General features: G+C 60.6%; 25 protein-coding genes. 5 read left to right on the top strand and 20 right to left on the bottom strand.

All coding sequences use genetic code 11. The annotated features are described in order from the left end of the window. The first annotated feature begins 8 nt into the window (after nt 1-8). Together flgL and IF204_RS11150 are read left to right on the top strand one after the other, a co-directional pair. Entirely contained in the window at nt 9-1,271 is a 1,263-nt protein-coding gene (gene flgL / locus IF204_RS11155) for a flagellar hook-associated protein FlgL (protein ID WP_194097022.1), read from the top strand. 27 nt (nt 1,272-1,298) lie between these two features. After that, a complete protein-coding gene (locus IF204_RS11150; RefSeq protein ID WP_194097019.1) occupies nt 1,299-2,171 on the top strand; it encodes a transglycosylase SLT domain-containing protein in 873 nt (290 codons plus the stop codon). Here IF204_RS11150 and IF204_RS11145 read toward each other — a convergent pair whose 3' ends face one another. Further along, the gene (locus IF204_RS11145; protein ID WP_194097018.1) at nt 2,172-3,608 is read right to left on the bottom strand and encodes a sugar phosphate nucleotidyltransferase; all 1,437 of its coding nucleotides are present in this window, start codon (nt 3,606-3,608) and stop codon (nt 2,172-2,174) included. Between the two features lie 359 nt (nt 3,609-3,967). Here IF204_RS11145 and IF204_RS11140 point away from each other — a divergent pair, with 359 nt between their 5' ends. Further along, entirely contained in the window at nt 3,968-5,065 is a 1,098-nt protein-coding gene (locus IF204_RS11140) for a sigma-54 interaction domain-containing protein (RefSeq protein ID WP_194097015.1), read from the top strand. Nucleotides 5,066-5,089: 24 nt separating this feature from the next. Here IF204_RS11140 and fliD read toward each other — a convergent pair whose 3' ends face one another. The 3 genes from fliD to IF204_RS11125 are packed head-to-tail and all read right to left on the bottom strand — an operon-like array spanning nt 5,090 to nt 8,674. Further along, nucleotides 5,090-6,721: a flagellar filament capping protein FliD gene (fliD, locus tag IF204_RS11135; RefSeq protein ID WP_194097014.1), complete on the bottom strand. Its 1,632-nt coding sequence runs from the start codon at nt 6,719-6,721 to the stop codon at nt 5,090-5,092. A gap of 15 nt (nt 6,722-6,736) precedes the next feature. Beyond that, the gene (locus IF204_RS11130) at nt 6,737-7,906 is read right to left on the bottom strand and encodes an OmpA family protein (RefSeq protein WP_194097012.1); all 1,170 of its coding nucleotides are present in this window, start codon (nt 7,904-7,906) and stop codon (nt 6,737-6,739) included. A 3-nt stretch (nt 7,907-7,909) separates the two neighbouring features. Beyond that, nucleotides 7,910-8,674 (bottom strand): motility protein A, encoded by a 765-nt coding sequence (locus IF204_RS11125; RefSeq protein WP_194097010.1) that lies wholly within the window; start codon nt 8,672-8,674, stop codon nt 7,910-7,912. A 266-nt stretch (nt 8,675-8,940) separates the two neighbouring features. Here IF204_RS11125 and IF204_RS11120 point away from each other — a divergent pair, with 266 nt between their 5' ends. After that, nucleotides 8,941-10,425 carry a flagellin N-terminal helical domain-containing protein gene (locus IF204_RS11120; protein ID WP_194097008.1) on the top strand — a complete coding sequence of 495 codons (1,485 nt, stop codon included), beginning with the start codon at nt 8,941-8,943 and terminating at the stop codon, nt 10,423-10,425. Nucleotides 10,426-10,609: 184 nt separating this feature from the next. After that, nucleotides 10,610-11,929, top strand: a complete 1,320-nt coding sequence (gene rpoN, locus IF204_RS11115) for an RNA polymerase factor sigma-54 (RefSeq protein ID WP_194097006.1) — start codon at nt 10,610-10,612, stop codon at nt 11,927-11,929. A 7-nt stretch (nt 11,930-11,936) separates the two neighbouring features. Here rpoN and IF204_RS11110 read toward each other — a convergent pair whose 3' ends face one another. The 16 genes from IF204_RS11110 to fliG all read right to left on the bottom strand — a co-directional run bounded on the left by IF204_RS11110 (nt 11,937) and on the right by fliG (nt 24,038). Further along, the gene (locus IF204_RS11110) at nt 11,937-12,686 is read right to left on the bottom strand and encodes a hypothetical protein (RefSeq protein WP_194097004.1); all 750 of its coding nucleotides are present in this window, start codon (nt 12,684-12,686) and stop codon (nt 11,937-11,939) included. 20 nt (nt 12,687-12,706) lie between these two features. Continuing rightward, nucleotides 12,707-13,543 (bottom strand): hypothetical protein, encoded by an 837-nt coding sequence (locus tag IF204_RS11105; RefSeq protein ID WP_194097003.1) that lies wholly within the window; start codon nt 13,541-13,543, stop codon nt 12,707-12,709. Between the two features lie 50 nt (nt 13,544-13,593). Beyond that, nucleotides 13,594-13,800 (bottom strand): hypothetical protein, encoded by a 207-nt coding sequence (locus IF204_RS11100; RefSeq protein ID WP_194097001.1) that lies wholly within the window; start codon nt 13,798-13,800, stop codon nt 13,594-13,596. 1 nt (nt 13,801) lies between these two features. Continuing rightward, entirely contained in the window at nt 13,802-14,950 is a 1,149-nt protein-coding gene (locus tag IF204_RS11095; protein WP_194096999.1) for an EscU/YscU/HrcU family type III secretion system export apparatus switch protein, read from the bottom strand. Further along, a complete protein-coding gene (gene fliR, locus IF204_RS11090; RefSeq protein WP_322743280.1) occupies nt 14,943-15,707 on the bottom strand; it encodes a flagellar biosynthetic protein FliR in 765 nt (254 codons plus the stop codon). Before fliR ends, IF204_RS11095 begins: the two co-directional genes overlap by 8 nt. Before the next feature lie 46 nt (nt 15,708-15,753). Then, entirely contained in the window at nt 15,754-16,020 is a 267-nt protein-coding gene (gene fliQ, locus IF204_RS11085) for a flagellar biosynthesis protein FliQ (RefSeq protein ID WP_167635775.1), read from the bottom strand. Nucleotides 16,021-16,022: 2 nt separating this feature from the next. Further along, nucleotides 16,023-16,760 carry a flagellar type III secretion system pore protein FliP gene (fliP, locus tag IF204_RS11080; protein ID WP_194096995.1) on the bottom strand — a complete coding sequence of 246 codons (738 nt, stop codon included), beginning with the start codon at nt 16,758-16,760 and terminating at the stop codon, nt 16,023-16,025. Continuing rightward, complete coding sequence (locus tag IF204_RS11075) at nt 16,757-17,026, bottom strand: flagellar biosynthetic protein FliO (protein WP_194096993.1); 270 nt, start codon at nt 17,024-17,026, stop codon at nt 16,757-16,759. Before IF204_RS11075 ends, fliP begins: the two co-directional genes overlap by 4 nt. A 64-nt stretch (nt 17,027-17,090) precedes the next feature. Continuing rightward, a complete protein-coding gene (gene fliN, locus IF204_RS11070) occupies nt 17,091-17,375 on the bottom strand; it encodes a flagellar motor switch protein FliN (protein ID WP_167635778.1) in 285 nt (94 codons plus the stop codon). Next, nucleotides 17,368-18,363, bottom strand: coding sequence for a flagellar motor switch protein FliM (gene fliM, locus IF204_RS11065; RefSeq protein WP_194098207.1), 996 nt, complete (start codon nt 18,361-18,363; stop codon nt 17,368-17,370). Before fliM ends, fliN begins: the two co-directional genes overlap by 8 nt. Before the next feature lie 12 nt (nt 18,364-18,375). Continuing rightward, nucleotides 18,376-18,960, bottom strand: a complete 585-nt coding sequence (locus IF204_RS11060) for a flagellar basal body-associated FliL family protein (protein ID WP_194096991.1) — start codon at nt 18,958-18,960, stop codon at nt 18,376-18,378. A gap of 7 nt (nt 18,961-18,967) precedes the next feature. Beyond that, nucleotides 18,968-20,482 carry a flagellar hook-length control protein FliK gene (locus IF204_RS11055; RefSeq protein WP_194096989.1) on the bottom strand — a complete coding sequence of 505 codons (1,515 nt, stop codon included), beginning with the start codon at nt 20,480-20,482 and terminating at the stop codon, nt 18,968-18,970. Between the two features lie 49 nt (nt 20,483-20,531). After that, on the bottom strand, nt 20,532-20,936 hold the full coding sequence (locus IF204_RS11050) for a hypothetical protein (RefSeq protein WP_194096987.1): 405 nt from the start codon (nt 20,934-20,936) through the stop codon (nt 20,532-20,534). After that, complete coding sequence (locus tag IF204_RS11045) at nt 20,929-22,263, bottom strand: FliI/YscN family ATPase (RefSeq protein ID WP_194096985.1); 1,335 nt, start codon at nt 22,261-22,263, stop codon at nt 20,929-20,931. Before IF204_RS11045 ends, IF204_RS11050 begins: the two co-directional genes overlap by 8 nt. Continuing rightward, nucleotides 22,260-23,015, bottom strand: a complete 756-nt coding sequence (locus IF204_RS11040) for a FliH/SctL family protein (RefSeq protein ID WP_194096983.1) — start codon at nt 23,013-23,015, stop codon at nt 22,260-22,262. Before IF204_RS11040 ends, IF204_RS11045 begins: the two co-directional genes overlap by 4 nt. A 3-nt stretch (nt 23,016-23,018) precedes the next feature. After that, nucleotides 23,019-24,038: a flagellar motor switch protein FliG gene (gene fliG, locus IF204_RS11035; RefSeq protein WP_194096981.1), complete on the bottom strand. Its 1,020-nt coding sequence runs from the start codon at nt 24,036-24,038 to the stop codon at nt 23,019-23,021.

Raw genomic sequence — 24,038 nt, 5'->3', positions numbered from 1 at the left:
AGGACGCCATGACGGTCAGTAACCAGCTTTTCACCGACCTCGCCACCCGCTCGTTCAGCCGCGTGCAGGCGAAGGTGTCGGATCTTCAGGCACAGATTTCGTCGGGCAAGAACGACCCGCGAGCCTCTGCCGACCAGATGCGCGCCTCACAGCTTTCCGCGCTGAAAGAGGAACGCGCGGCGCTTGATCATTTCACTAACGCCGCCGATCAGGCCGCGAGCAGGATCAGCCTGTCGGACCAAGCCATCGGAGATGCCGCAACCATCATGCGCCGCCTGACCGAACTGGCGATCCAAGCGGGTAACAGCACGCTGCCCGCCGAAGGTATCCAAGGTATCAGGGCCGAGGCGCAAACACTCCGCACCTCGCTGGTCGAGATCGCGAACCGCACCGACGCGCTTGGCCAGCCGCTTTTCGCCGGATACTCCGCCGCGCCCGCGTTCGTGGAGACGAACGACGGTGTGCAATACGTCGGGGACGGCGGGCGTCCGTCCCAGCGGCTGTCAGAAACGCTGACGATGGCGGTCGGTCTCAATGGCGATGAACTGTTCATGACCGCGCCACTCGCAGGCGACCGTACGAGTGTGTTCGGCATCGTAGACAAGCTGGTCGATAGCATGGACACCACTATGTACGAGGCCGACGACGCGGTGGCTGTGACGGGCCGCGGCAAGCTGGTTCTGGATGCGGACCGCACGACCAAGACGATCTCCATGACCATCAACGGGCCGGAGGGTTCGGTCGATATCGAGGCGGAGTTGGTGGCAGGCTTGCCGCAGCCTATGGTTGACGTGATCAACGCGCACAGCGCCACGACAGGCGTCACCGCAGAGGTGTCGGCCGACGGCAAAGACATCATCCTGAATTCGGAAAGCGAGTTTGAACTGGCGAATTTCAAACGCTCCGACAACCCGCAGCGGCCGATCGGTTCGTTCCAGCAGCTCGAATTCCGTGGCCAGCCAGGAAAGAACCCGATCCTGCTTAAGGCGGTGACGATGTCATCGGATGCAATGCTCTTGCAGGTTCAGGCAGCTGTCGGTCACTTCGCTGCCATGCGCGCCGAAGTTGGTGCGATGGGCGCCACCGTAGACGCGCAGCAGGAAGCGCTCGACTTCCGCCAGTTGCGCATCGACGAAGCCGTCGCGGGCCTCGAAGACCTCGACATCGCGAAGGCTGTGACGGAATTGCAGACGCTGCTTCTGACACGCGATGCCTCGCAGCAGACCTATGTAAAAATCACGCAGACGTCGCTCTTTGACTTCCTGCGCTGAGTGGCGCGGGACTTGCAGGGCAGGGGCATGAGATTTCTTGTTCCCCTCTTTGCCCTTGTGGCAACGCCCGCGCTGGCCAACCTTCCCGATTGCGAGGGACTGGCCGCCGTTGCGGGGCAGGAGGCAGGACTGCCCGAAACCTTGCTCCCCGCTGTGGCGCGTATGGAAAGCGGTTACGCCATAGACGGCGTTGATCGCCGCGCGTGGCCTTGGACGCTGAACCAAGGCGGGCGGAGCATGTATTTCGATACCCGAGCCGAGGCGCTGGCTTATCTGGAACAAGCCGTGGCCGAGGGTGTGACGAACATCGACGTGGGCTGTATGCAGATTAACTATCGCTGGCACCACGATAATTTCCCGTCGCTGGCCGATATGCTCGATCCCGATCTGAACACCCGATACGGGGCGCAGTTCATGGCCGAGCTCTACAATCAGCTTGGCGGATGGGATGCCGCGACAGCCAGTTACCATTCCCGCAACACGGATCGCGGCGGCGCGTATCGCGAGCGGGTCTATCAGATCATCGCTGAAATCCGGCAGGAAGATCCCGTGCCGCTCCCCGAGCCGCAGCGCGGTTTCCTGACCCGCAGCCCAATGCCGCTCGTCGCTATGGCGCCGACGGTCGAGGTCTATCTCGCCAGCGAAGACGACAGCCAAGACGATGCGCCGCAATCAGGCGCGCCCGAACATGCTCCGCGCCCGCGTGCGCGTGGCACCTATGACGAGGCCGCGCCGATTGCTGTGGTGCTGAGTGCGCCGACCGAAGAGACGCGCACCGAGGGTCGTTGGCGTGTCACCGATAACCGCGTGTTGGCCAGCCGCGAAAGCCTGCCGCCGCGCCTTCAACGCGACTGGGACAAGATCGAAGCGTTCCGCGAACTCTTCGGCTCTGCGCAGTAGTTATTCTTCGGCGTCGGCGGTCTCGTAGACGGTGTCGAGCACTTCCTGATCGTCATCGCCAAGGTACGGTCCCGTCTGGACCTCGACCAGTTTCAGCGTCGCCTTGCCCGGATTTTCGATGCTGTATTCCTGACCCTTGTCGATCAGCACAGAGTCGTTTTCGCAGATAAGTTCCGTGACGCCATTACGGACGACGCGGCCTGTCCCCTCGACCACAACCCAGTTCTCTTTGCGGTTGAGGTGAGAGCGGGTGGGAATGCGGCAACCGGGTTTGATAATAACCCAGCGCAGGCGATGGGTCGGGCCGGTTTGTAGCATCTCGGTCCTGCCCCACGGATGAAGCTGGAGCACAGGGCCTTGTGACTTGGACGAGTGTCGCGCCTCCATCTGCCTGACCACGGTCGGCAGTTCCTCGGTCTTGTCCATATCCATCACGAGCACGGCGTCGCGTGTGGCGACCACGGCGATGTTGCTCAGCCCGATGCCGAGAACCTGCATCCCGTCCGACTGGCTGGCGAGGTAGGTATCGTTGCACCCGTGCGCCTGAGCATTGCCTTCGACGCGCACGCCCTTGCGATCCTTCTCGGCGCTTTGCCAAACCTCACGCCAGTTGCCGACCGTCGAAGTCCCCGACGCCAGCGGCACGACGGTGCCCTGCTGGTGTTGCATGATCGAGGTGAAGAAACTCGTCTCATCGGCGGCGCTGTAGCACGCCCCGAGAGTATGGGATTTGCCATTCACCTGACCTTCGCGGACAGCGCGGCGGACAGTGGCGCGGATCGGGGCGGCGTGGCGACCGTAAATGCCGCGCAGTGTTTTAGCCGCCACGAGCACGAGCTGCATTCCCCACATGTAGCGACCCGTCGCGGCGATCTCTCCTGCCACGGCGGTATCCGAGGTTGGCAGGAACTGAGCGACTGGCTGCGGAGAGGTCGAGAGAGACGTTCCCTGCGCCAGTTCGATCGCAATGGATCGCGGTACCCCGGCACCCGGCGGGAAGCCGAAGGACACGAACTGCCCGCTGTCCGACAGGTGATAACCGGCGGAAATAGCATCCGCGATGGACCGCTGTTGGATCACTTGACGGTCGGCCAGCATCAGCAGCATCGACGTATCAGGGTTTTCTGCCGCGACGATTTCCGTCGCCGCGCAAGCCGCCGCTGATGTGCCGCGATCTTCGGGCAGGCCAACGACCGCACGGACCGGAATGCCGTATTCCGCGATTTGGTCATCGACGAGGTGACGGTGATCCGACAATGCTACAACCACTGCGGGTCCGAGGCCCAATTCGAACGCAGCCTTCAACGATTGCTGGAAAGCACTGGGCGCATCGCCTGTTTTTGCGAACTGCTGAGGCAAGGCGTCGCTCGATACCGGCCAGAAGTTCTGGTCGCGGCCACTACAGAGAATGACGGGACATACAGAGCGAAGCGACATCCGTTCCTCCTTCGTAGGCGGGTTTCACGGCTTGGCCGCGATTCATGCGCTTATTTTGCAAAACTGTCCAATTTACAGAGGGATAGGATACCTATTCCACGCCGAATCGACGGTCGTCCGATTCTCGACAGGTGCAGTTGGCATCGCTGCCACGGCCAAGGCTGAATCACACCTGAATTTCAGGTAAGCGCAGTGTCAAACTATCCGTAAGGTTAATTTGCGGTATTCGATGAGATGAAAGCCTAGTCCGACGCGGTTTTTAGTCCCTCTGATGCAGAGTCTAAATAACTCTGCGGTTGTGGGATGATGTGTCAGTGGCCCGACACTCTGTCGGAAATTCAATAAGTAAGGACGGTACCATGACACAGCATTGGACAAACGTACAATTCGGCGCGCCCAGCAATGATAGCGCTATCGCTGTCGTCGACGGTATCATTGCAGGGACGTCCCCTGTCATGCAGCAGGTCAAGCAGCACATCGCACTGGTCGGTGCTTCGGTGGCTCCGGTGCTGGTGCAGGGCGAAACCGGTACGGGCAAGGAACTGGTTGCAGAAGCACTGCACGCCGTTTCGGGCCGCAAAGGCGAGCTTGTTGCTGTAAACTGTGCCGCCATCCCCGCCGAGCTTCTGGAGAGCGAACTCTTCGGCCACGAGAAGGGTGCGTTTACTGGTGCTGAGGGTCGCAAGATCGGCCGTTTCGAGCAAGCCTGCGGCGGTACGCTATTCCTCGACGAGATCGGTGACATGCCGCCCGCGCTTCAGGTAAAGCTGCTCCGCGTTCTCGAAACCCGCAAAATCCGCCGCCTTGGCTCGATGCAGGAAATCGACGTCGATTTTCGCCTCGTCACCGCGACCCACCGCGATCTGACCTCTCAGGAAGAAGTCCAGTTCCGCGAAGACCTCTATTTCCGCGTCGCCCTGTTCCAGATCGGTCTGCCGTCGCTGGCAAAGCGGGTCACAGACATCCCGCTCATCCTGGATCGCATGATTAAGGATTACAAAGCGAAGGACGTCACCTTTGACGAGCCGCTGTTCGACGACACCGGTATGCGCGCACTTCAGTCGCACACGTGGCGCGGCAACATCCGCGAACTGCGCAACACGCTTATCCGCGCGTCCGTCATGTTCCCTGGTCAGGTTGTCACCGCCGATATGGTGAAGAATTTCCTGCTGAACGCCGGTATGCCCTACATCGACGGCTGTGCGCCGCAGTCCGATCCGGTCATGCCGGAGACCCACGATCTACCGTCGCCGGACCAGTTCCGCTACCTGAACGATGCGGAGGGGCAAGACCTCGACCTGCGCGTCTACCTGCGTGATATCGAAGTGGCTCTGATCGAGACGGCGCTGGAAAAGACCAGCTATTGCGTCAGCCGTGCGGCCACCCAGCTGCGCCTGCGCCGTACGACCCTCATCGAAAAGATGAAGAAGTACGGTCTGAACCGCGAGGTCGCATAACAGCGACCTCCGTCCCGAACGCGCTTAGCTTTTGTTCCAGCTATCCACGAGATTGCTGAGGTATTCGCCCGTCGCATTCAGCGAGGAAATTGCGGTTTCCATAGCTGCGAAACGCTTGAGGTAACGCGTCTCGATCGTCTCGGTACGCTCCTCGGCCTCTTTCAGCTCCGCGTCCTGCTCCGTCATGATGTTGTTGAAGTAGGTGTCACGGCTGTCGAACGTGCCGTTGACCCTCAGCGCATCATCCAGCACTTCGCGAAGGCTCGACACAAGGCTGCGGCCATAGCTGATCGTTCCTGTGGTGGCGGTGTTCTCCATCAGCATGACCACGCCAGCCATATCGCCGGACGTTGCCACGAAACGGATCATGTTGTCGTCCAGCGCGGTCGCGAACATGGATGAATTGCCCATGCGGACGGTGCCCGCATCAGGATCGAAGCTGAAATCGTACGAACCTGACTTGGTGGACGAGTTCGCGGTGCCGCTGACCGTGATACCATCGTTGTCCGAACGGAACGTGTCCTGAAATACCTGATCGAACGCATCTGGGTCGTTGGTGAATGCCCGCTCGAAAAGCGCAGTGTTCAGATACAGCGTCCCGTCACGATTGGTCGCAACGCCAAGGTCGGCCATATAGACAGGATCATCGCGGTGGCCCGTGAGCGGCTGTTTCAGAACGTCGGTGAAATCCTTGAGCAGTTTCTGCGCGGTGCGATCACCGGCAAGGTCGCCGGCGTCGTTGTCGGCGGTGCCGTAGACGGTCATGTCCTTGATCGTGCGAATGGTCGTGTTGATCTGCGACACGAAGGTCTGAAGCATCTGGGATGCCAGTTCCGCATCGCGCTTCACCGTCACGCCGGTCGGAAATTCGGTCGTACCGTTAAGCGTGAGCGTTAGCCCGTCGATGGCATCATCAATGACATTCGTGTCGCGAAAGATCGTGACCCCGTCGACCGTCAGCAGGGCGTTCTGCGCCGCCTGAACCTGTTTGTCCACGTTGGTGGTCGTGGTGTCGAAGTCGACGAGTGCGCCGGTGGCGTTGGTCGTCTCGAACCGCATGGCGCGGCCCGCGCCTTCTTCGGATACGATGCCGAGCGTATAGGTGCCGTCACCGCGGTCGAGTACTTTGGCCGTGACGCCGTCGAGCGATGAAAGGGCGTTGGCGAAGTCCTGAAGCGTCGCGCCCTCACCAATGGTGATGGTGCTACCGGGGTAGCTCGGGTTTGCGGTGAAGGTCGTATTGTCGTCCGTCCACACGCCGAATTCGACGGAGATGTCGCCAGTCCCGATGATATCATCCGGCCCAGTGAAGCCTGTGAATTCGAGCACCTGACGTTTTGCGGTCTGAATTACGTCAACGCTCGATGTGGCCTCTGTCACGGCAGAACGTTCGGTGACTTCGACCGAAATCGCGGAGCTGGCCGACTGAGCGCTGAGCACCGATGCGCCCTGCATGTATGCGAGCGAGCCGTCAAAATCCTCGAAAGCCGCGCGAAGCTGGGCGTAGGCAGAGATTGCGACCTCGGCTTCGGCTTTCTTCTTTTCGGCCGCATAGATCTTGGGTGCGGTTTCGGCGGCGGCGATGCTGCCTGCCAGCTCGGACAGATTAAGGCCCGAGCCATTCTTGTTCAGCGTGCTAATATAATCGACGGCCATTGCGATGGCTCCTTGTTAGAAGTCGATTTCGATTTCGATGCGGCGGTTCTGCTCGCGCCCTTCGGGTGTGTCGTTGCTGGCCACAGGCTCGCTTTCGCCTTTGGAGACAGCCGAAAGACGGTCCGGAGCGATCAGTCCAGTGGCGCCAAGTTCACGCACCACAGCCGAGGCACGGCCCGAGGCGAGGCCCCAGTTATCTGTGAACTGACCGCCCGAAAGAGGAACGTCGTCAGTATGACCGGTCACAGTGATCGTGCCATCGTTGCCCGCAGCGGTAAGCGCGAGGCGCTGCATGATTTCCTGCGCTTCGGGGGTAAGATCGGCAGAACCCGAAGAGAACGCGCCGCCAGCACCGACAGTGACAAAGATCTTGTCGTCCTCGCGTTCCACCGCGACGAGACCCTGATCGATCTGTTCTTGCAGTGCGACTTCAAGCTTTGCCTCGGCCACACCCGCACGGCGCTGCGCCGCTTGGCTATCGCCTGTTCCCGTGCCTTCACCCGCGCCGCCCATTGAGTCCGCGATACGGCCCAGATCGTTGGCGAGGCCGCTGATCTGGACGTCTTCACCCGTAGCGCCCGTTTGTTCCAGCGCGTCGGCGAGCTGCTGCATCTGTTCTGCGCGCTCTGCCATCGGCTGGTCCGACGATGCTTCTGGGAAGGTTACAGTGACCTGATCGCCATCCATCTCGACCGACAGGTCCGTGCCTTCCAGCGCGTCCTGAAGCTCTTCCATGAGCTGCTCTTTCTCTTGCTGCTCTTGCTGTTGCTCTTCGGTCTGTTCCTGCGGGTCGGTTTCTTTTTCGGTGTTTTCGGTCGGCTCGTCGGTTTTCACCTCGCGCTGGTCCTGCTGGGTGGTGTCCTGCGTCATTTCCTGCGTGACCGACGGTTGCGGAGACGGAGAGAACGTCTGAGAGATCACGGTCGTGCCCTTGGGGCTTTCGACGACAGGCACGAGGCGCTGCACACCGAAGGATTCACGCAGCGAGCCTGCGATCATCTTGAAGCGCGGCTGGTTGAATTCCGCGAATGACAGAATGAGAACGAAGAACGCCATTAGCAGCGTTGCCATATCGGCGAAGGTCGCCATCCATGCAGGAGCACCCACAGGTGGGCACTTCGGGCATTCTTCCTGCTCTTCTTCCTCTTCGGGAGGAGGCGGGGGGACGACCTTGAGCTTTGCCATGGCTTACGCAGCCTCTGCCATTTTCTGCTGCTCTTTCGGCGCAAGGGCAGTGACGAGCTGATCCTGAATGTTGCGGCCACTGTCGCCTTTGGCGATGCCGCGAAGGCCTTCGATGACGAGTTCGCGGTAGACGACTTCATCAGCCGAATACCCTTCGAGCTTGGCCAGCATCGGACCGAAAAGCACGTTCGCAAGGAACGCGCCATATAGAGTCGTCAGAAGTGCCACCGCCATCGCGGGGCCGATGGCCTTGGGGTCGGCCATGTTGCCAAGCATCAGAACGAGGCCGATCAGCGTACCGATCATGCCCATCGCAGGACCGATGTCGATCCACGCTTTGACGCCGGACTGATTGGCGGCATGGCGACGCTTCATCGCTTCGATTTCCTGCTTGAGCTGCTTGGCCATCTTCTGCTCGTCCGCACCGTCGACAAGCATCTGGAGGCCTTTCTCGAAGAACTTGTCGGTGACCTGCTGACCTTCGAGGGCCATCATCCCGTCCTTGCGGGCGAGGTTCGATAGTTCCACCATCTTCTCGATCAGCTGATCGGTCTTGAATGTGGACGGCATGAAGCATTTGGCCATCGCACCGAAGTGTCCGAGGAACACACCCATCGGCAGCAGATACATTACCGCAAAGAGCGTCCCGCCGAAAACGATGAGGATCGAAGGTACATCGATGAACGGCCCAACGCCGCCACCGCTGATCATAGCGCCGACGATCATTCCGATCGCGCCGATAAGGCCAATAAGCGATGCAAGATCCATAGTCTAACTCCGGTTCCGGTTGCTTATGGGTTAACGGCATGTGGCTGAAGAATTTCAGCAGACACGCGAAAATCCACGCGCAACGGGTGCCGGATACGTGGGCAAAAACCGTGCCGCTTACGTGCGTATAGAGTCAGTAGAGCGGTAAGGTCCTGCCGCGGCACAATTTTTCATTTCGTGCTAAACAAATTCTCAGGGAGCCGTTGAGGATGACAAGCGCTGCACGGCGCGTCACCAACAACCCGCCAACCCTATCGGAGGCACCTATGACTACGATTAATACTAACATCGGCGCCATCAACGCACAGTCCAACATGGCTCGCGTGAATGACGAGTTTAACACCGCAATGACCCGCCTTTCGACCGGTCTGCGCGTCAACGCTGCTAAGGACGACGCCGCCGGTATGGCCATCGGCGAAAAGATGACTGCACAGGTCATGGGTCTGAACCAGGCAATTCGTAACGCTTCGGACGGTAAGAACCTCGTAGACACCACTGAAGGTGCACACGTGGAAGTCTCGAACATGCTGCAGCGTCTGCGTGAACTCGCAGTTCAGTCGGCAAACGACACCAACACTGCTTCGGACCGTGGCTCGCTGATGGCAGAAGCCAAGCAGCTCATTGCAGAAGTCGACCGCGTTGCTGAAACCACCACCTTCAACGGCATGAACATCCTCGACGGTTCGTTCAAAGGTAAGCAGCTGCAGATCGGCGCCGACGCTGGCACCACCATGCAGATCGACGTCGACAGCGCGAAAGCGACCGACATCGGTGCACACGAGCTGACCTCGGAACAGTCGACCACCTCGTTCGACGCTGAAACCGTCACCATCTCGGGCCACCGCGGTTCGGAAACGCTGACCACCACCGCAACCGACTCCGCCAAGGACATCGCTGCCCGCATCAACGGCATCTCGTCGTCGACCGGCGTCTCGGCTACTGCAAAGACCACCGCAGTTCTCGAAGGTCCGGAAGCCGCAGGTTCGGCTGTCGCTTCGACCGTCCAGTTCGACATCAACGGTGTCTCGACCAAGGCAGTTGCAGTACCGGCAGCAGACCCGAACGGCGGCGAGCGTCTGGAATCGCTGCGTGACGCGATCAACGACCTGTCCTCGCAGACCGGTGTTACCGCAGAGATCAACGACGACGGCAACATCGTCCTGTCGGACGTCGACGGCGACGACATCAAGATCGAGAACTTCGCTTCGTCGACCGCTTCGTCGACCATGACCATCACCTCGGGTGACGGTGCTGCGACCTTCGACCTCGACCCGACCACTGCCGGCACCACCGACACGGTCAACATGAAGGGTTCGGTCAACATGACGTCGACCAACACCTTCTCGGTCGCTACCGACGTTGCCGACGTTGCGAACACTTCGGAATCGTTCCTCAACACCACCGCAGCCAACCTGCACTTCGGATCGTCGCTGAGCGCGGTTTCGGAAGTCGACATCACCACCGCTGAAGGCGCCAACGACGCGCTGAAGGTGATCGACGTCGCACTCTCGAAGATTTCGGATAGCCGTGCTGACCTCGGTGCAGTTTCGAACCGCCTCGACTCGGTTATCTCGAACCTGACCAACATCTCGACTTCGGTTCAGGCCGCTAAGTCGCAGGTTATGGACGCAGACTTCGCTCAGGAATCGACCAACCTGGCCCGCGGCCAGATCCTCAGCCAGGCTGCGACCGCGATGCTCGCTCAGGCGAACTCCTCGAAGCAGGGTGTTCTCCAGCTGCTCCGCGGCTGACGGAAAACCGACACCTCAAAAAAAGCCTCGGCGACTGGTTCGCCGGGGTTTCTTTTATTTCAATTACTTATTTGGTGTACGCCATTATTCCGACACCGGTTTTCCGTCATTTTAGGGCTGTCAAATAGATTTTTTTAAATTTCTCCAGAATCGCTGCAGTTTGGGTTCATCGGAGGTCAGAACCATGCAGCTCAATACGTCCCAAATTGTTAGTCAGAGACAGTCGCTTGTTGTTACCGCGCAGCTGCAACAGGCAATTCATCTTCTTCAACTCGGCAACCAGGATCTCGCTTCGTTCATCGAAGAACAGGCAGAAGAAAACCCGTTCGTCGAAGTGAAACTGCCCGCCGCGCCGGCTCTGCCGTCGTCGTCGCGCAATGCCTCGGACGACTGGGATCGCATCGGCAATCTGGCCGCTGATCCGGGTCCGTCGATCTACGCCCATGCAACCGCAGAGATCGACCGCCTTGATCTGTGCGCCACCTGCCGCCAGCGTGCCGAAGCTTTCCTTGATGCGCTGGAGCCGTCGGGCTGGCTGGGTCAACCTCTGGAAGTGATTGCCATGACTGGCAACATGACCATTGAGGACGCCGAAGAACTGCTCACGAAGTTGCAAGCCATTGAGCCTGCGGGTTTCTTCGCTCGCGACCTTGCCGAGTGTTTGCGCCTTCAAGCGATCGACCTCGACATCATGTCGCCGGTGTTCGAAGGTGTACTGAACAACCTCGGGCTGCTCGCCAACGCCGACCTCAAGGGTCTGTCGAAGGCTTGCCGCACCGACCTTGAAACCCTTCGTCCTGTGCTGCGCCAACTGCGCGGACTCAACCCTAAGCCGGGTGCCGTATACGAAGGTTCCGTCTCCCCGCAGCGCCCGCCGGATCTTATTGTGACGAAGGGCGAGGATGGCTGGAACATCGACCTTAACCGCTCGACTCTTCCCACCGTACAGGTGCGTACCAACGACACCATCAAGAGCCTCCGCCGCACCGCTGACGGCAAGGCGTGGGCGGAGGATCGCGTCAACGTCGCACGCTGGCTCCAGCGCGCTGTTGAGCACCGCAACATGACCACGCTGAAGGTCGGCGCCGAAGTCGTAAAGCGTCAGGCAGAGTTCCTTGAAAACGGCCCGTCGCACCTGCGTCCGATGATCCTGCGCGAAATCGCGGATGCTGTTGGCGTACACGAAAGCACCGTCAGCCGCGTCACCAACGGTATGCTGATCCAGACCCCGCAGGGCACGCTGCCTCTCAAGGCGTTCTTCAATGCGGCTCTGGGTGCGAAGGGCGATAGCTCGGGTTCGGCAGCCGCTGTGCGTCACCGCATCAAGCAGCTCGTGTCGAACGAAAATCCGGAAAGCCCACTGAGCGACGACGCGATCGTCAAAACTCTGGCAGACGAAGGCACCGAACTGGCCCGCCGCACCGTCGCCAAGTATCGCGAGATGCTGAACATCCCCAGCTCGGTCCAGCGCCGCCGCCGCGCGGTCGTTGCGGGCGCTGCCTGATTTTTACCTAGTCCTCTGTTAGTTCGTGTTCCGCCGTCTCCTCCTTGGGGGCGGCGAACATGAATCTGCCCTTCGGATCGATCTTGCCGTAGGCGGCGTGCGCGCCTGCTTCGGTCGTGGCGGCAACGATGGCGTAGGGCGCCATGCCCATGTTGATCCTGTCCAGACGATAGAGCGTTGCGCCGGATTTGCGCAGCGTCAGGCCCGCGAGAATGTAGACAACGGCAGCCAGCGGGATCCAGATCATCCCCGCCGTGACCAGTGCCGCGATAATCGCAGCGGTCGCGACCCACAGGCGGCTCTTGAGCAGCCAGACAGGCGGCAAGAACAGCGCGAGGTTATCGGGCGAAAGCGAATGGAGGTCGTAGCTGCCATCGCTGGCGCGTAGCACTTCCCAATTGCGCATCATCACGGGATCATCACCGTCACCCGTCCATCCCGATACGGGATCGGTTGCTTCCCATTTGCCAAGGTTCGGATGGTCCGCAAGAACGGTCAGGTCGATCTTCCCCCGCCTGAAGCTCAGCGCCAAAGGCTTGCCGCCGCTCTGTTTGAAACGCGCGTTGAGGTCCTGGACAGTGCCAATGAAAGGCGCGCCATTCACGCCCGCCAGCACATCGCCGGGGCGCAGCCCAAGCATACTGCCCGCTGCCGTCAGCTTGCGGTTCGCAAGCTTCACCGTCCCCGTCGGCGCAGCCTTTGTTTGAGGCGCTGCGCCGGCGGCCGGTGCTTCGTCATCGACCTGATCATCCGCCATGTGCTGACTTTACGACAGTGTTACGGAATGCTGAAAGGGTTTGGTGCCGGCGCGGGTGCCGGACGCGGCGCGGGGCGTGTCGTCGTGGCCGCGCGCGTCGGTGTCGGCGTTGGTGCCGGAGCCGGACGGGCCGCCGCAGTCTGTGCCGCCGCAATCGCGGTGCGCAGCTCGCCAATCATCTCCGTCATCTGGGCGCGGGTCTCGTCACCCATGCCGCCAGAGGTTTCCGTGATGATGTTGGTCAGCGACAGATCAAGGTCCGTGATCGCGCCCAGAAGGTCTTCGTGCACTTCATCGATCTTGGCCGTGATGGTGTCATTCACGCCGCTCATCATCTGCGGAACCATGTTGTCGTCCGTTCCGGCTTCCTCCGGCTCGGGCACAGGAGCCTGCGTCGCCATCAGCGCCATTTCGGCGGACAGACGTTCGGTCGCCTCGTCAATGTGCGAGGTCAGAACGGTCTGCATCGCGCCTTGCTGGTTGCCCGCTTGGGTGACGACCTCTTGCAGGGCGGCGGTCTGTGCGACGATGGCCGCCAGCGCCTCTGCCTGAAGTTCTGCATTCTCGCGCAGGTCATTCACACTGCGGAAATAGATCAGGCCCGCAATGGTCGTGGCCAAAAGACCGCCGACCAGAGCACCGATCGCCATCGCGCCGAGCTTCTTTTGCGACTGCTGGACTTTGACCACGAATGCGTCGTGCGCCTTTTTGATCGTCTCGATATCCTGTGCGGCGTCGTCAGCAAGACGCGCCGATTCCAGCGCGCGATTGATCGAATCCGTCAGCTGTTCGGCTTCGGTCATTTCTTCTTCGTCGTCAGGCTTCGAGCTTGTACGCTTGGGCTTACGCGGTGGCATGGTGTTCTCCGAAAATCGAGCTTGTCAGTGGCTTGCAAGGGCCGTGCCACCTAGCGGCGCCTGCGGTCCTTGATTGCCTGAAGCGGGAAGCGCAAAGCGCCGAGAAAGCAGGCAATCGCGCTCAGCCAAAGGGCCGTATGCGCCAACAACCCGCCATCCCATTCGAGCGCATTATACGTCAGCTTTGCCGCCATCCCTGCGAAGGCAAAAGTAGAGATCATCTCTCCGGTCGAGCGTGAATTGCGACTGGTACCCATATTATTCCTCGTCCATCCGGCGTCCGAATTCGTTCAGGTGCAGTTCGTCAGGCAGGTCGATGTCGGGCATTTCGCCCATGTAGCCGCGGTCGACGTGGTAGACGTAACCCAGCAGCACAGCGACGGCGGTAAAGAGGCGCTCGTCGATTTCCTGTCCGATCTGTGTGGTGAAGTAGAGCGCACGGGCAAGCAGCGGGACACGGACGGTGTGGATGCCCTTCTTCTTGCCGAGTTTGATGATCTCGTGCGCCATGTGACCCTTGCCCGAGGCAAGCACGACAGGGGCGGGCATCTCGCCCGGAACATAGCGTAGCGCGATGGCGAAGTGGGTCGGGTTCGTGACGATCGCGGTAGCCTTCGGCACGTCCTTGAGCGCGGCACGTTCCTGCGCGCCTCGGCGGGACATTTCGAACTGCTTCTGGCGGATCTTGCCTTTCAGTTCGGGCGAGCCGTTGGTTTCCTTAGCTTCGTCGCGGACTTCCTTGAAGGTCATCATCAGCTGCTGCTTCATCGAATACATCTGCCAGATCAGGTCAATCGCCCCGATGACCAGAAGCACCACAGACAACCCGCCGAGCATCAGGACCGTATCGCTCAGAACCACGTTGAGGCTGGTCGACACGTCGGTTGCCCAAAGACGGTCAAGGCGCGGCAGCATCCCGTAAAGCAGATATCCCGCCACGACAGCGAGCATCGACACTTTCAGGATGCCTTTGACCAGCTCGACCAATGCCTGCTTCGACACCATCCGCGCCAGACCTTTGAGCGGGTCCAGCTTTTCGGGTTTGAAGCCAAGGGCCTTCGGTGCGAACTGGATGCCGCCCATCGCGGCTTGCAGGCCAAGCACGACCAAACCAATAGGCACCGCCGCCATCAAACCGACGACCAGAACGTGCTTCCACGCTTGGCCAAGCATGATGAGCAGATGTTGATCCAGATCGGTGCCCGAGCGGATGACGAAGTAATTCGACCACATGCCGCCTACGGTGGTGGACATCGACTGCACCATCGCCAGCAGCAGCGTGCCAGTTGCGATGCAGGCAAAGACGAACATTTCTTTGGAGGTAACAACCTTACCTTCTTCCCGCGCTTTTTCCTTTTTCCGCGGGGTTGGTTCGTTTGACTTTTCGCCGCTATCGTCCTCAGCCACGGCCGACCTCCAAAATCATTTCCGACATGAGCGATAGTGCGTCGTGGATCAGCACGTCAAACGCCGCCGCCGTGCCCGGAACCGTAAGGAACAACAGGACAATCGTGGCGGTCATCGTGACCGGAAAACCAAAAGAGAAAACGTTCAGCTGCGGTGCCGAACGGGTGAAGACGCCAATCATGATGTTGATCAGCAAAAGCGCCGCGACGACCGGCATCATGATCCGCGCGGCAAGCGCGAACATCTGGCCGCCCGCCATGATGATCGCGTCGATCATCGCGTAGGGATTGAACGACCCCATCGGCGGCACCAGCGTGTAGCTTTCGAGGATGATGCGGAACGCGGTCAGATGACCGTTCGTGCCGATGAAGATCAGCAGTAGCAGGATGCCGAAAATCTGCGCCACAACAGGGGTTTGTCCGCCAGCAGAAGGGTCAAGCTGCGCAGCAAAGCCAAGGCCCGCCGTGTTCGCGATCCGGTCGCCCGCAATCGCGGCGGCACCGAACAGTGTGGTCAGCAGAATACCCGCGCCAAGGCCGATAGCGATCTCCATCCCGACGAGCTTGAACATCGACAGTTGCGAAAGCTGGTCGATCGTCGGGACGGGCACATTGCCGACCAGCGGAAGCGTCATCACGATGGTCGCGACGATGCGGACGGGCAAGGGGACATAGCGGCCGCCGAAACCGGGGCCAGCGAGGAGGAACGCTCCGATCCGCAGCGACAGGAAGAAGAACTGCGTGATCCAAAAGACCACGTCAGTCAACTCCGCGCCGGGAAGGAATGCACCACCCTCCATCGCGTCAGTCCATCGTGCGAATGGTTTCGAACACGAACGCGAAGTAGTCCGTGATCGTGGTCAGCATGAAGCCCGACGCCAGCGCCATCGTCAGCATGACAATCGCCAGCTTCGGTACGAACGATAGTGTTTGTTCGTTGATCGAGGTCGCTGCCTGAAGGATGCCAATGACGAGACCGACGGCCAGCGCCACGCCGAGCACAGGCCCAGCCGTCATCAGGATTTTCCAGTACGCAATGCGCAGGTGTTCGATATTCGCGTCGAAATCCATTGTTAACCTCCAACGGAGTAGGTTGCTGCCAGCGAGCCGAGCGTCAGCGCCCAGCCGTCAACCAGAACGAAGAGCAGCAGTTTGAAAGGGAGAGAGACCAGAACAGGCGAAAGCATCATCATACCGAGGCTCATCAGGATCGAAGCGATAACCATGTCGATGACGAGGAACGGCAGGAACAGAAGGAAGCCGATCTGGAAGGCGGACTTGAGTTCGGACGTCATGTAGGACGGCAGCAGCACCGACCATGGCACGTCATTGGGGCTCTCGTAGGGGCCGAGGTTCGCCATGTCCGAAAACATCAGCAGGTCGGTTTCGCGGGTGTTCGCGATAAGGAAGCCGCGCATGATCGCACCGCCGCGCTCGATCGCTTCGGTCGCGGGGAGCGCCCCGTCGAGGTAAGGCGACAGCGCGGTGTTGTAGACCTCGGTCAGCGTGGGGTTCATGACGTAGAACGTCAGAAAAAGTGCCAAACCGATCAGAACCTGGTTCGGCGGGGTCTGCTGGGTGCCGAGTGCCTGTCGGAGAATCGACAGTACGATGATGATGCGTGTGAAAGCCGTCATTCCCAGTACTAGCGACGGCAGCACCGTCAGGGCCGTCATCAGGATCAGAATCTGATAGGAAAGCGAGTAGCTTGTATCGCCGCCATCACCGGTTGCAGTCAGGGCCGGAAGCCCCTGCGCGTGGGTTTGCGATGCCAGTAGAACGAGGCCGAGAGCGAGGAGAACGCGCTTCATTCCGCCACCTCCTTCGTGTCGAGGCGGGTCAGTGAAGCGGGCGATCCCTTTGATTTCAAGACAAGAAAATCAGCGCCATCGACGTTGATGATCATGGCGCGGTCCGTCGGGGACAGCGCCGTTACTTCCGCCACGGAGATCCGACGACCCTGACGCACTTTCGCGCCAAGACCCGCACCTTTCATCCGGACAACAAACCAGGCCAGCCCCAGAAGGGCCAGAAACAAGACAACAATGATGATCTGGTCGGGGCGAACGACGTTCATCGGCAGACTCCATGACGGTTACTGCCGTGATACGTGCAAAAGTTGTGCCAGCCTGAAGGCGGGATCAGACGCTTTCGGCGCGTTTCTCCGGATCGATGATCTCGCCTACGCGAATGCCGAAGCGTTCACCGACCACGACAACCTCGCCCTTGGCAATCGGGGTGCCGTTGACCAGCACGTCGAGCGGATCACCCGCCAGCCGGTCCAGTTCCACGATCGACCCTTCGGCAAGGCGCAGCAGGTCGCGGATCGTCAGTTCGGTCCGGCCAACCTCGACGGTGAGCTTCACCTGAATGCTTTCGAGCATACGCAGGCTTTCAGCGGTTTCCTTGGTCGCTTCTTCAGTCATAGGTGCGCCCTTTCTTGAGCTTGGTCGGGTCCAGCCGCTTGCTCAGATTCAATGCGGATTTGCCGCTGATTTCGCCTGCGTGCGCTTCGAAGAGCGGCATCCCCTCGACACGCATAGTGACGCTGTCGCTCAGGTTCGCCGGAACGATATCGCCGTTGTTCAAGGTCTTCAGTTTGCCGAGCGAGATCGTCGGCTCCACCAGTTCGGCGGTCACGTTGAGCGGGATCGACAGGATCGCGCGGGTCAACCGCTCGCGCCACGATTTGTCGTCAGCCACGTAGTCGGACTGCATCCGGCTGCGCAGTTGGCTGGAGATCGGCTTCAGCGTTTGCAGCGGGTACAGAATATCGAAGCTCGCCGGCTCAAGGTCGGGAAGCTGGACCATGAACGAACAGTTCACGACCATCTCGTCACCGTCCACGAAAGCCGCGAACTGGAGGTTTTCCTCGCGGCTGACGAGCGAGAAGTTGAGCGGCATCAGATCGCGCCACGCCAGTCGCAGCGCCTGATTGAGGTTATCCGTCACGATCTCGATCACGCGATGCTCGGTCGCGGTGAATTCCGAGCGGGCCGGGCGCAACGCGGTGATCGAGCCGCCGTAGTAGGCATCCGTCAGCAGCGAGATGAACTGCGGCGGAATGACGATCAGCTGGTTGCCGCGCAGTTCTTCGATCCGGCTGTTGGTCAGCGATAGGAAAGGGTCCTGACTGTCGCGGTAGTCGTCGAAATTCCGGATTTCTGGCGGGAACGACGAAATACGCGGCTGGAAACGCAGCATCGGCATGAAGACCGAGCGGGCGATCCGGCAGAAACGGTCGTTGATCATACGCAGGGCGTGGAATTCACCCAGCAGGGAAAGGTCGTCGGAACCGAACTGGTAACTGCGGTAGGAGACGCCGTTTTCGTCGCCGCCGCCGTCCATATCCATGAGGCCGCCGACAAGCGCCGCGACTTCATTGGATGACAGTTTACGAGGTGACTTCACGATTGATGCTCCGACTTACTGAAGAACGAAACTGGTAAAGAACACGTCTTCGACGCCCCCGAACCCTTCGAGCTGCTCAAGACGATGGTTCACGGTATCTTTGATCGCGGATGCAAGCTCGGTACGACCATCGGCGCCCGCAACCTGCTCTTCGGTAAAGTTACTCATCACGCCGAGGATATCCGAGCGGATCGCGACCTTGTGGGTTTCCACGTTCGCCGTGACCTGTTCGCCGTACTGCGTCGACATGCCGACGCCGATCTGGAGGTACTGACGCGAGTTGTGCAGGTTCGTCGTGAGCGCTTCGTCCATCTGGTAGTAGGACGTCACGAACAGCGGCGTTTCCGGCATCTCGCGCGGGATACGAGCGGGCTCTCCGTCCCCTTCGCCTTCGCCGTCACCTTCGGCACCTTCGTCGATCGGCTCGGGTGCGAGCAATGAAAGCGCGCTTTGCGCAGGCGACATCGGGTTGGCGAAATAGAACCAGCCGCCTGCGAAACCGGCGCCCAGCAGCACGGCGGCCATCACAAGCCGCGTCAGCAGTTTGACGATCTTTCCGACGATCCCCGGTTTCTTTTCTTCTTCGTTTTCGTCTGCCATGAGTGCCTCAAGCCACCAAGTTCACAAGGCCGCGGACCTGTTGACGCTGGGCTTGTCCCGCGTCGTCGGTCTGTTGGCCGTTACCATTGTCATAATTGCCGGACGGGCCATTCTGGCCGCGTTGTCCTGCGTTGTTTTGTCCGCCGCGCGGATCGGCGCTGGCGTTCTGTCCTGTCAGGCTGAGGCCCGATTTCGACAGAAGTTCGCTCAGTCGGCCTTCGGACTGGTTGAACAGCCGTGCGGCCTGTTCGTTGTCGGTCAGGACGGTCACATGGGCCGCGCCGTCGCGCATCTCAAGGCGGATGCGCAGCGCGCCGAGGTTATCAGGCGTCAGGGCAATATCGATATTGCCGCCGTCCTCTGTGAACTCGGCTTCGATCTGCGTTGCCAGTTGGTCTTCCCAGCCAGGCGCGGTCATATCGAGCGGCTGGACGTCCGAATTTTCTGTCTGTGTCGTGTCCGTCATGCTGGTCGGTTCAGCGGCTGCGGTGTTACCCACATCTACTTGAACGGCAGGCATCGGCTGAGCTTTAGGCTGCTCGGTCGTCGCGGCCTTCTGCGCAACCGGTGTTGCCGTTTCCATCATCTGTGCAAAACGTGACGGGCGCTGAGGTGCCTTCGGTGCAGCGACTTCGGCGGTTTGGGTTGTCTCTCCCAGCTCGTCGGTGACGAACTCATCGGTAGTGACGGCGTTCGCGGTGGCCGGTTTGGCTTGTTCGACGCGAGAGGTCGCGGCCTGTTTGACCTGAGGGGCCGCAACCTGCTGGGCTGAGGTCTGCGCGGCGACAGGCGCATCAGTGCGGCGCGCGGCTTGCTGCGGAGCCTGAACGGCGGCCGCGATGACCTGTTCAGGCGCATCAGCGGTTTCGGCTTCCGGAGCGGCGGCGACGTCTGGCGCCTCAACCGTCTCGCTCGTGGGTTCAGCGGTTTCCGTTATCTGAGCTTTCACCTCGGGTGCGACCGCGACAGCGGTTTCCGGAGCGACCTCGACCTCGGCTTCCACAGCGACCTCGGTCACGGCGACTTCAGGCGCAACTTCTTCGGTCGCTTCATCCGTCAACCCGACAAGCTGTTCGACCAGCGGATCGGCAACGGCTTCACCTTCCTCGCTCACCGCGACCATTTCCGGCATGATTTCTTCGCCGACGGTCGCTTCGCGTACAGCCATTTCGCCCGCAACGGCGGCGACCTCGACGGGCATTTCGGTCGTTTCGCCTTCGCCCTCAATGATAGGCGTTCCGGTCTGCTGGGCGAGGAGGGCAAGGATCGACGTCTCGTCGCCATCGCCAGCCGTACCTGCATCGCTATCGGTCAGCAGAAGCTCGGCAAACTCCGATTGGGTCGCATCGCCATTGGTCAGCAGCTCGGCCACGCCGGCCTCAACAGCTTCGCCCTCAGTGGTCGGCATGATCTGGACGAACAGTTTGTCGAAAAGCGCGGACTCGGCGGAGCGACCCGCAGCTTTATGGGCTCGCCCGTGAGTGTGCGTCACGGTCTGTTCGCTTGTCGAAATCGGTTCCATCGGCAAATCCCGTTTGATCTTTGCTCGGTTACTGCAATGAGCGTGCCACTCAGCGGCGCGGCGTGATGCGCGATGCTTCCATCCGCTTTTCGCGCTCTTCTTCTTCGGCGCGGCGGGCTTGCTGGGCTGCATCGTTCAAGAAACGCGCCTTTTGGCTCTGTGCGGCCAGCGATTGGCGTGTGGCGTCGAGCGCCGAGGCAAGCTCGGTTGCCCGCGCGCTCTGGTTCGCGGCTTCAGCAGCCAGCTTGGTGTTCAGATGCGCGTTCGAACGAAGCTCCGCCGCAGTCACGGGGCCGGAGACCTGACGTTCGTTCAGAATATCGCGGAGCTTTTCCGTCAGTTCGCTGGCACGCGAATGCGCGGCTTGCAGATTGCGGACCTCGGACAGAACAGCGGCTTTGGCGGCCTCTTCTTTCTTGGCCATCAACGAATAGAGATCGCTACGGTTACGCATTCTGTGCTCCGACTACTTTGATTAACTGTTCGACGCTCTGCGCAAAGGGCGCAGGTTCGTCGTGCGATTGTTTGATGAGGTCCTGGATCTGCGGCCAAAGCTGTACGGCGGCATCGAGGTCGGCATCCTGTCCCGCCTGATACCCGCCCATCAGCATGAGGTCGCGGTTGTCCATGTAAAGCGAAACCAGCTGGCGCAGGCGCAGCGCGGCGACGTTGTGTTCTTTGCTGACAACGTCGTTCATGACGCGGCTGACCGATTGCGGAATATCGACCGCAGGGTAGATGCCCATCTGCGTCTGGCGGCGCGAGAGCACGAGGTGCCCGTCAAGGATCGCTCGAGCCGTGTCGACGACTGGATCGTTCGTGGTGTCGTCACCATCTGCCAGAACGGTGTAAATCGCAGTGATTGCGCCTTGCCCAGGCTCGCCCGGTCCGGTGCGTTCGATGAGGTTCGGGATCAGCGACACGACCGAAGGCGGATAGCCCTTGGCGGTCGGCTGTTCACCCAAGGCCAGACCGATTTCGCGCTGGGCGTGGGCGACGCGGGTAAGACTGTCCATGATGAGCAGAACCTGCTTGCCCTGATCGCGGAAGTATTCGGCAATCGCGGTGGCGCGACGTGCTGCCCGCAAACGCAGCAGCGGCGAGCGGTCGGCAGGCACGGCAACCATACAGAGCTTCTTCGCAGCCTCGCCCTTCATGATCGAGCGGGCAAAAGCGCCGACTTCACGGGCACGTTCGCCGATCAGGCCCACGACCACGACATCTGCTGAAGTGAACTTGGTCATCATCTCGATCAGCACGGATTTACCGACGCCGGAGCCTGCGACGATACCGATACGCTGACCCTGACCGACAGTCAGGCAGGCGTTGATGATCCGTACACCCACGTCCAGCGGTTTTTCGACCCCAGTGCGGGTGAGGGGGTTCATCTGTTTGCCCGCCAGCGGCCATTCGTCTGCGCAGAACGGAAGCGCGCGACCGTCGAGCGGCTGGCCCTCAGCGTCGATGACGCGGCCCAGCAGCGACGGCCCGACAGGCACCATCCGGCCACCATTGCGCAGCCGTACAGACGCGCCCGCCATGATCGGCGCGCCGGGAGTGTCGAGGAAAACCATGTTCCGACCGTCGGCAAAGCCGATGATCTCTCCGTTCACGGTATCGCCTGCTTCAGTGTCGATTTCGCACAGCGCACCGGGCGTTGCAGGGAAGCCTGATGTCTGCACGATGAGGCCGTCGTATTTGAGCACGCGGCCCGTAATGGTAGGCGGCGCGATCTGCGGCTGGCCCACGCGGGCCGAGATATCGGCGACAAGCGGGTTCATTCGGTTTCATCCGGTTGCGGCGGGCGGATCGGTTTGTCGGCGGCCTTGTTGGGCGCGATGACATCTTCGAGGCGGATCGCTTCGCAGCGTACGATCACGTCGCCACGGCCCAGCGTGGCATCGACCGAGATCATGGCCGTATCAATTGTTTCGCTCCCCGCGACTTCGGGCAGGATCGCCGCGTGATCTTCGGGGTTCAGGCGGATTTTCACGGCGCGGATGCCTTGGCTCACGCGGTCGGCGAGGGTTTCGATCCGCTTGAGGAACGCATCTGGCGTCTCTTCAATTTGCACGCCCGCGCGTTCGCTGGCGAGGCGCCGAACCGCTTGGTCGATGCTCGCGGCGAGGTTCGCGCTGTCGTCGGGGTGCACTTCGGACAGGCGGTTGATGACATTTTGCATCGTCGCGCGCAGCACTGCCATCTGGGCGCGTTCGTCTGCGATTTCCGCATTCAGGCGCGCACGTTCTTCCGCGATCCCTTCGGCCTTAGCGGCGGCGCGGGCGGCTTCGACGCGGTGCCCGACCTCGGCTTCGCTGATCCCGCTGACCTGTTCGATCACCGGCTCCGGCGTGACAGGCGCGATGGACGGATCTTCGACGACAACGGCGGTCTGCTGGGCCGAGCGGGGCGCAAAGGCGCCGCCGCTGGTGCCGTCGGTATAATCCTTTTTCTTGAACCCGTCGCCGTTCGTGGCGCGGATCATCGCGAGGATATCGACGGGACGGATTGTGCGTTCTGCCTGATCTGCCATGTTTTACACCATCTGTTCGCCGCCACGGCCGGCGAGCACGATCGTGCCTTCGTCGGCCATACGGCGGGCTACTGCGACAATTTCCTTCTGGGCGTTCTGAACTTCGGTCAGACGTACCGGACCCATGGCCTCCATCTCGTCGCGGATATTCGCGGCGGCGCGGGTGGACATACAGGCCAGCAGCTTTTCCTTGAGCGCCTCGTCCGCACCCTTGAGTGCGAGGACCAGCAGTTCGGTTTCGACCGAGCGCATGAGGGTCTGCATCGAACGGTCGTCCGATTTGATGAGGTTATCGAAGACGAACATGCTTTCTTCGATGGACTGTTGCATATCCTTATCGCCCTTACGCAGGTCACGCATGATGCGCTGTTCCATGTCGGTGCGGGTGAAGTTGAGGATACGAGCAGCCGCCTTGATGCCGCCGATCTGGCTGGCACGCATGGTCGAGGACTGCTTGAATTTGCGCTGCATGACCTGCTCGAGGTCCTTCAGCGGCTCGGGTTGGACGGTATTGAGCGATGCAATACGCTTCACCAGATCGCCTTGCACGTCGTCTGGCAGGAGGGTCAGAACCTCTGCAGCCAGCGCATAATCGAGGCAAGCGATGACAAGCGCCATGATCTGCGGATGTTCGTCCGAAATCAGTTCCGCAATCGCGCGCGCGTCCATCCAGTCGAGGATTTCGATCGGCTTTTGCGTGTCCATCGGGTTGATGCGGGAAATAACCGACTGGGCCTTTTCGTCACCCAGCGCATCGGTCATCACGGTCTTCACATAGTCCGCTGCGCCAAGGCCGATACCCGTCTCGGCGCGCACTGCACCGAGGAATTCTTCGACCACGGCATCGAGCGTATCGCTGTCGATATCGCCGACACCGTACATCGCGGCGCCAAGATGCTGGACCTCTCGCGGCGATAGGTTGCGCAGGATCGATGCCGCAGCCTGTTCGCCGAACAACATCATGAGAACGGCGGCCTTTTGCGTGCGCGTGACGTTCTTCAGTCTTTCTTGCAGGTCAGCCAT

The organism is Marivivens aquimaris, assembly GCF_015220045.1.
Taxonomy (GTDB): Bacteria; Pseudomonadota; Alphaproteobacteria; order Rhodobacterales; family Rhodobacteraceae; genus Marivivens; species Marivivens aquimaris.
This window is presented reverse-complemented; position numbering and strand designations above follow the sequence as displayed.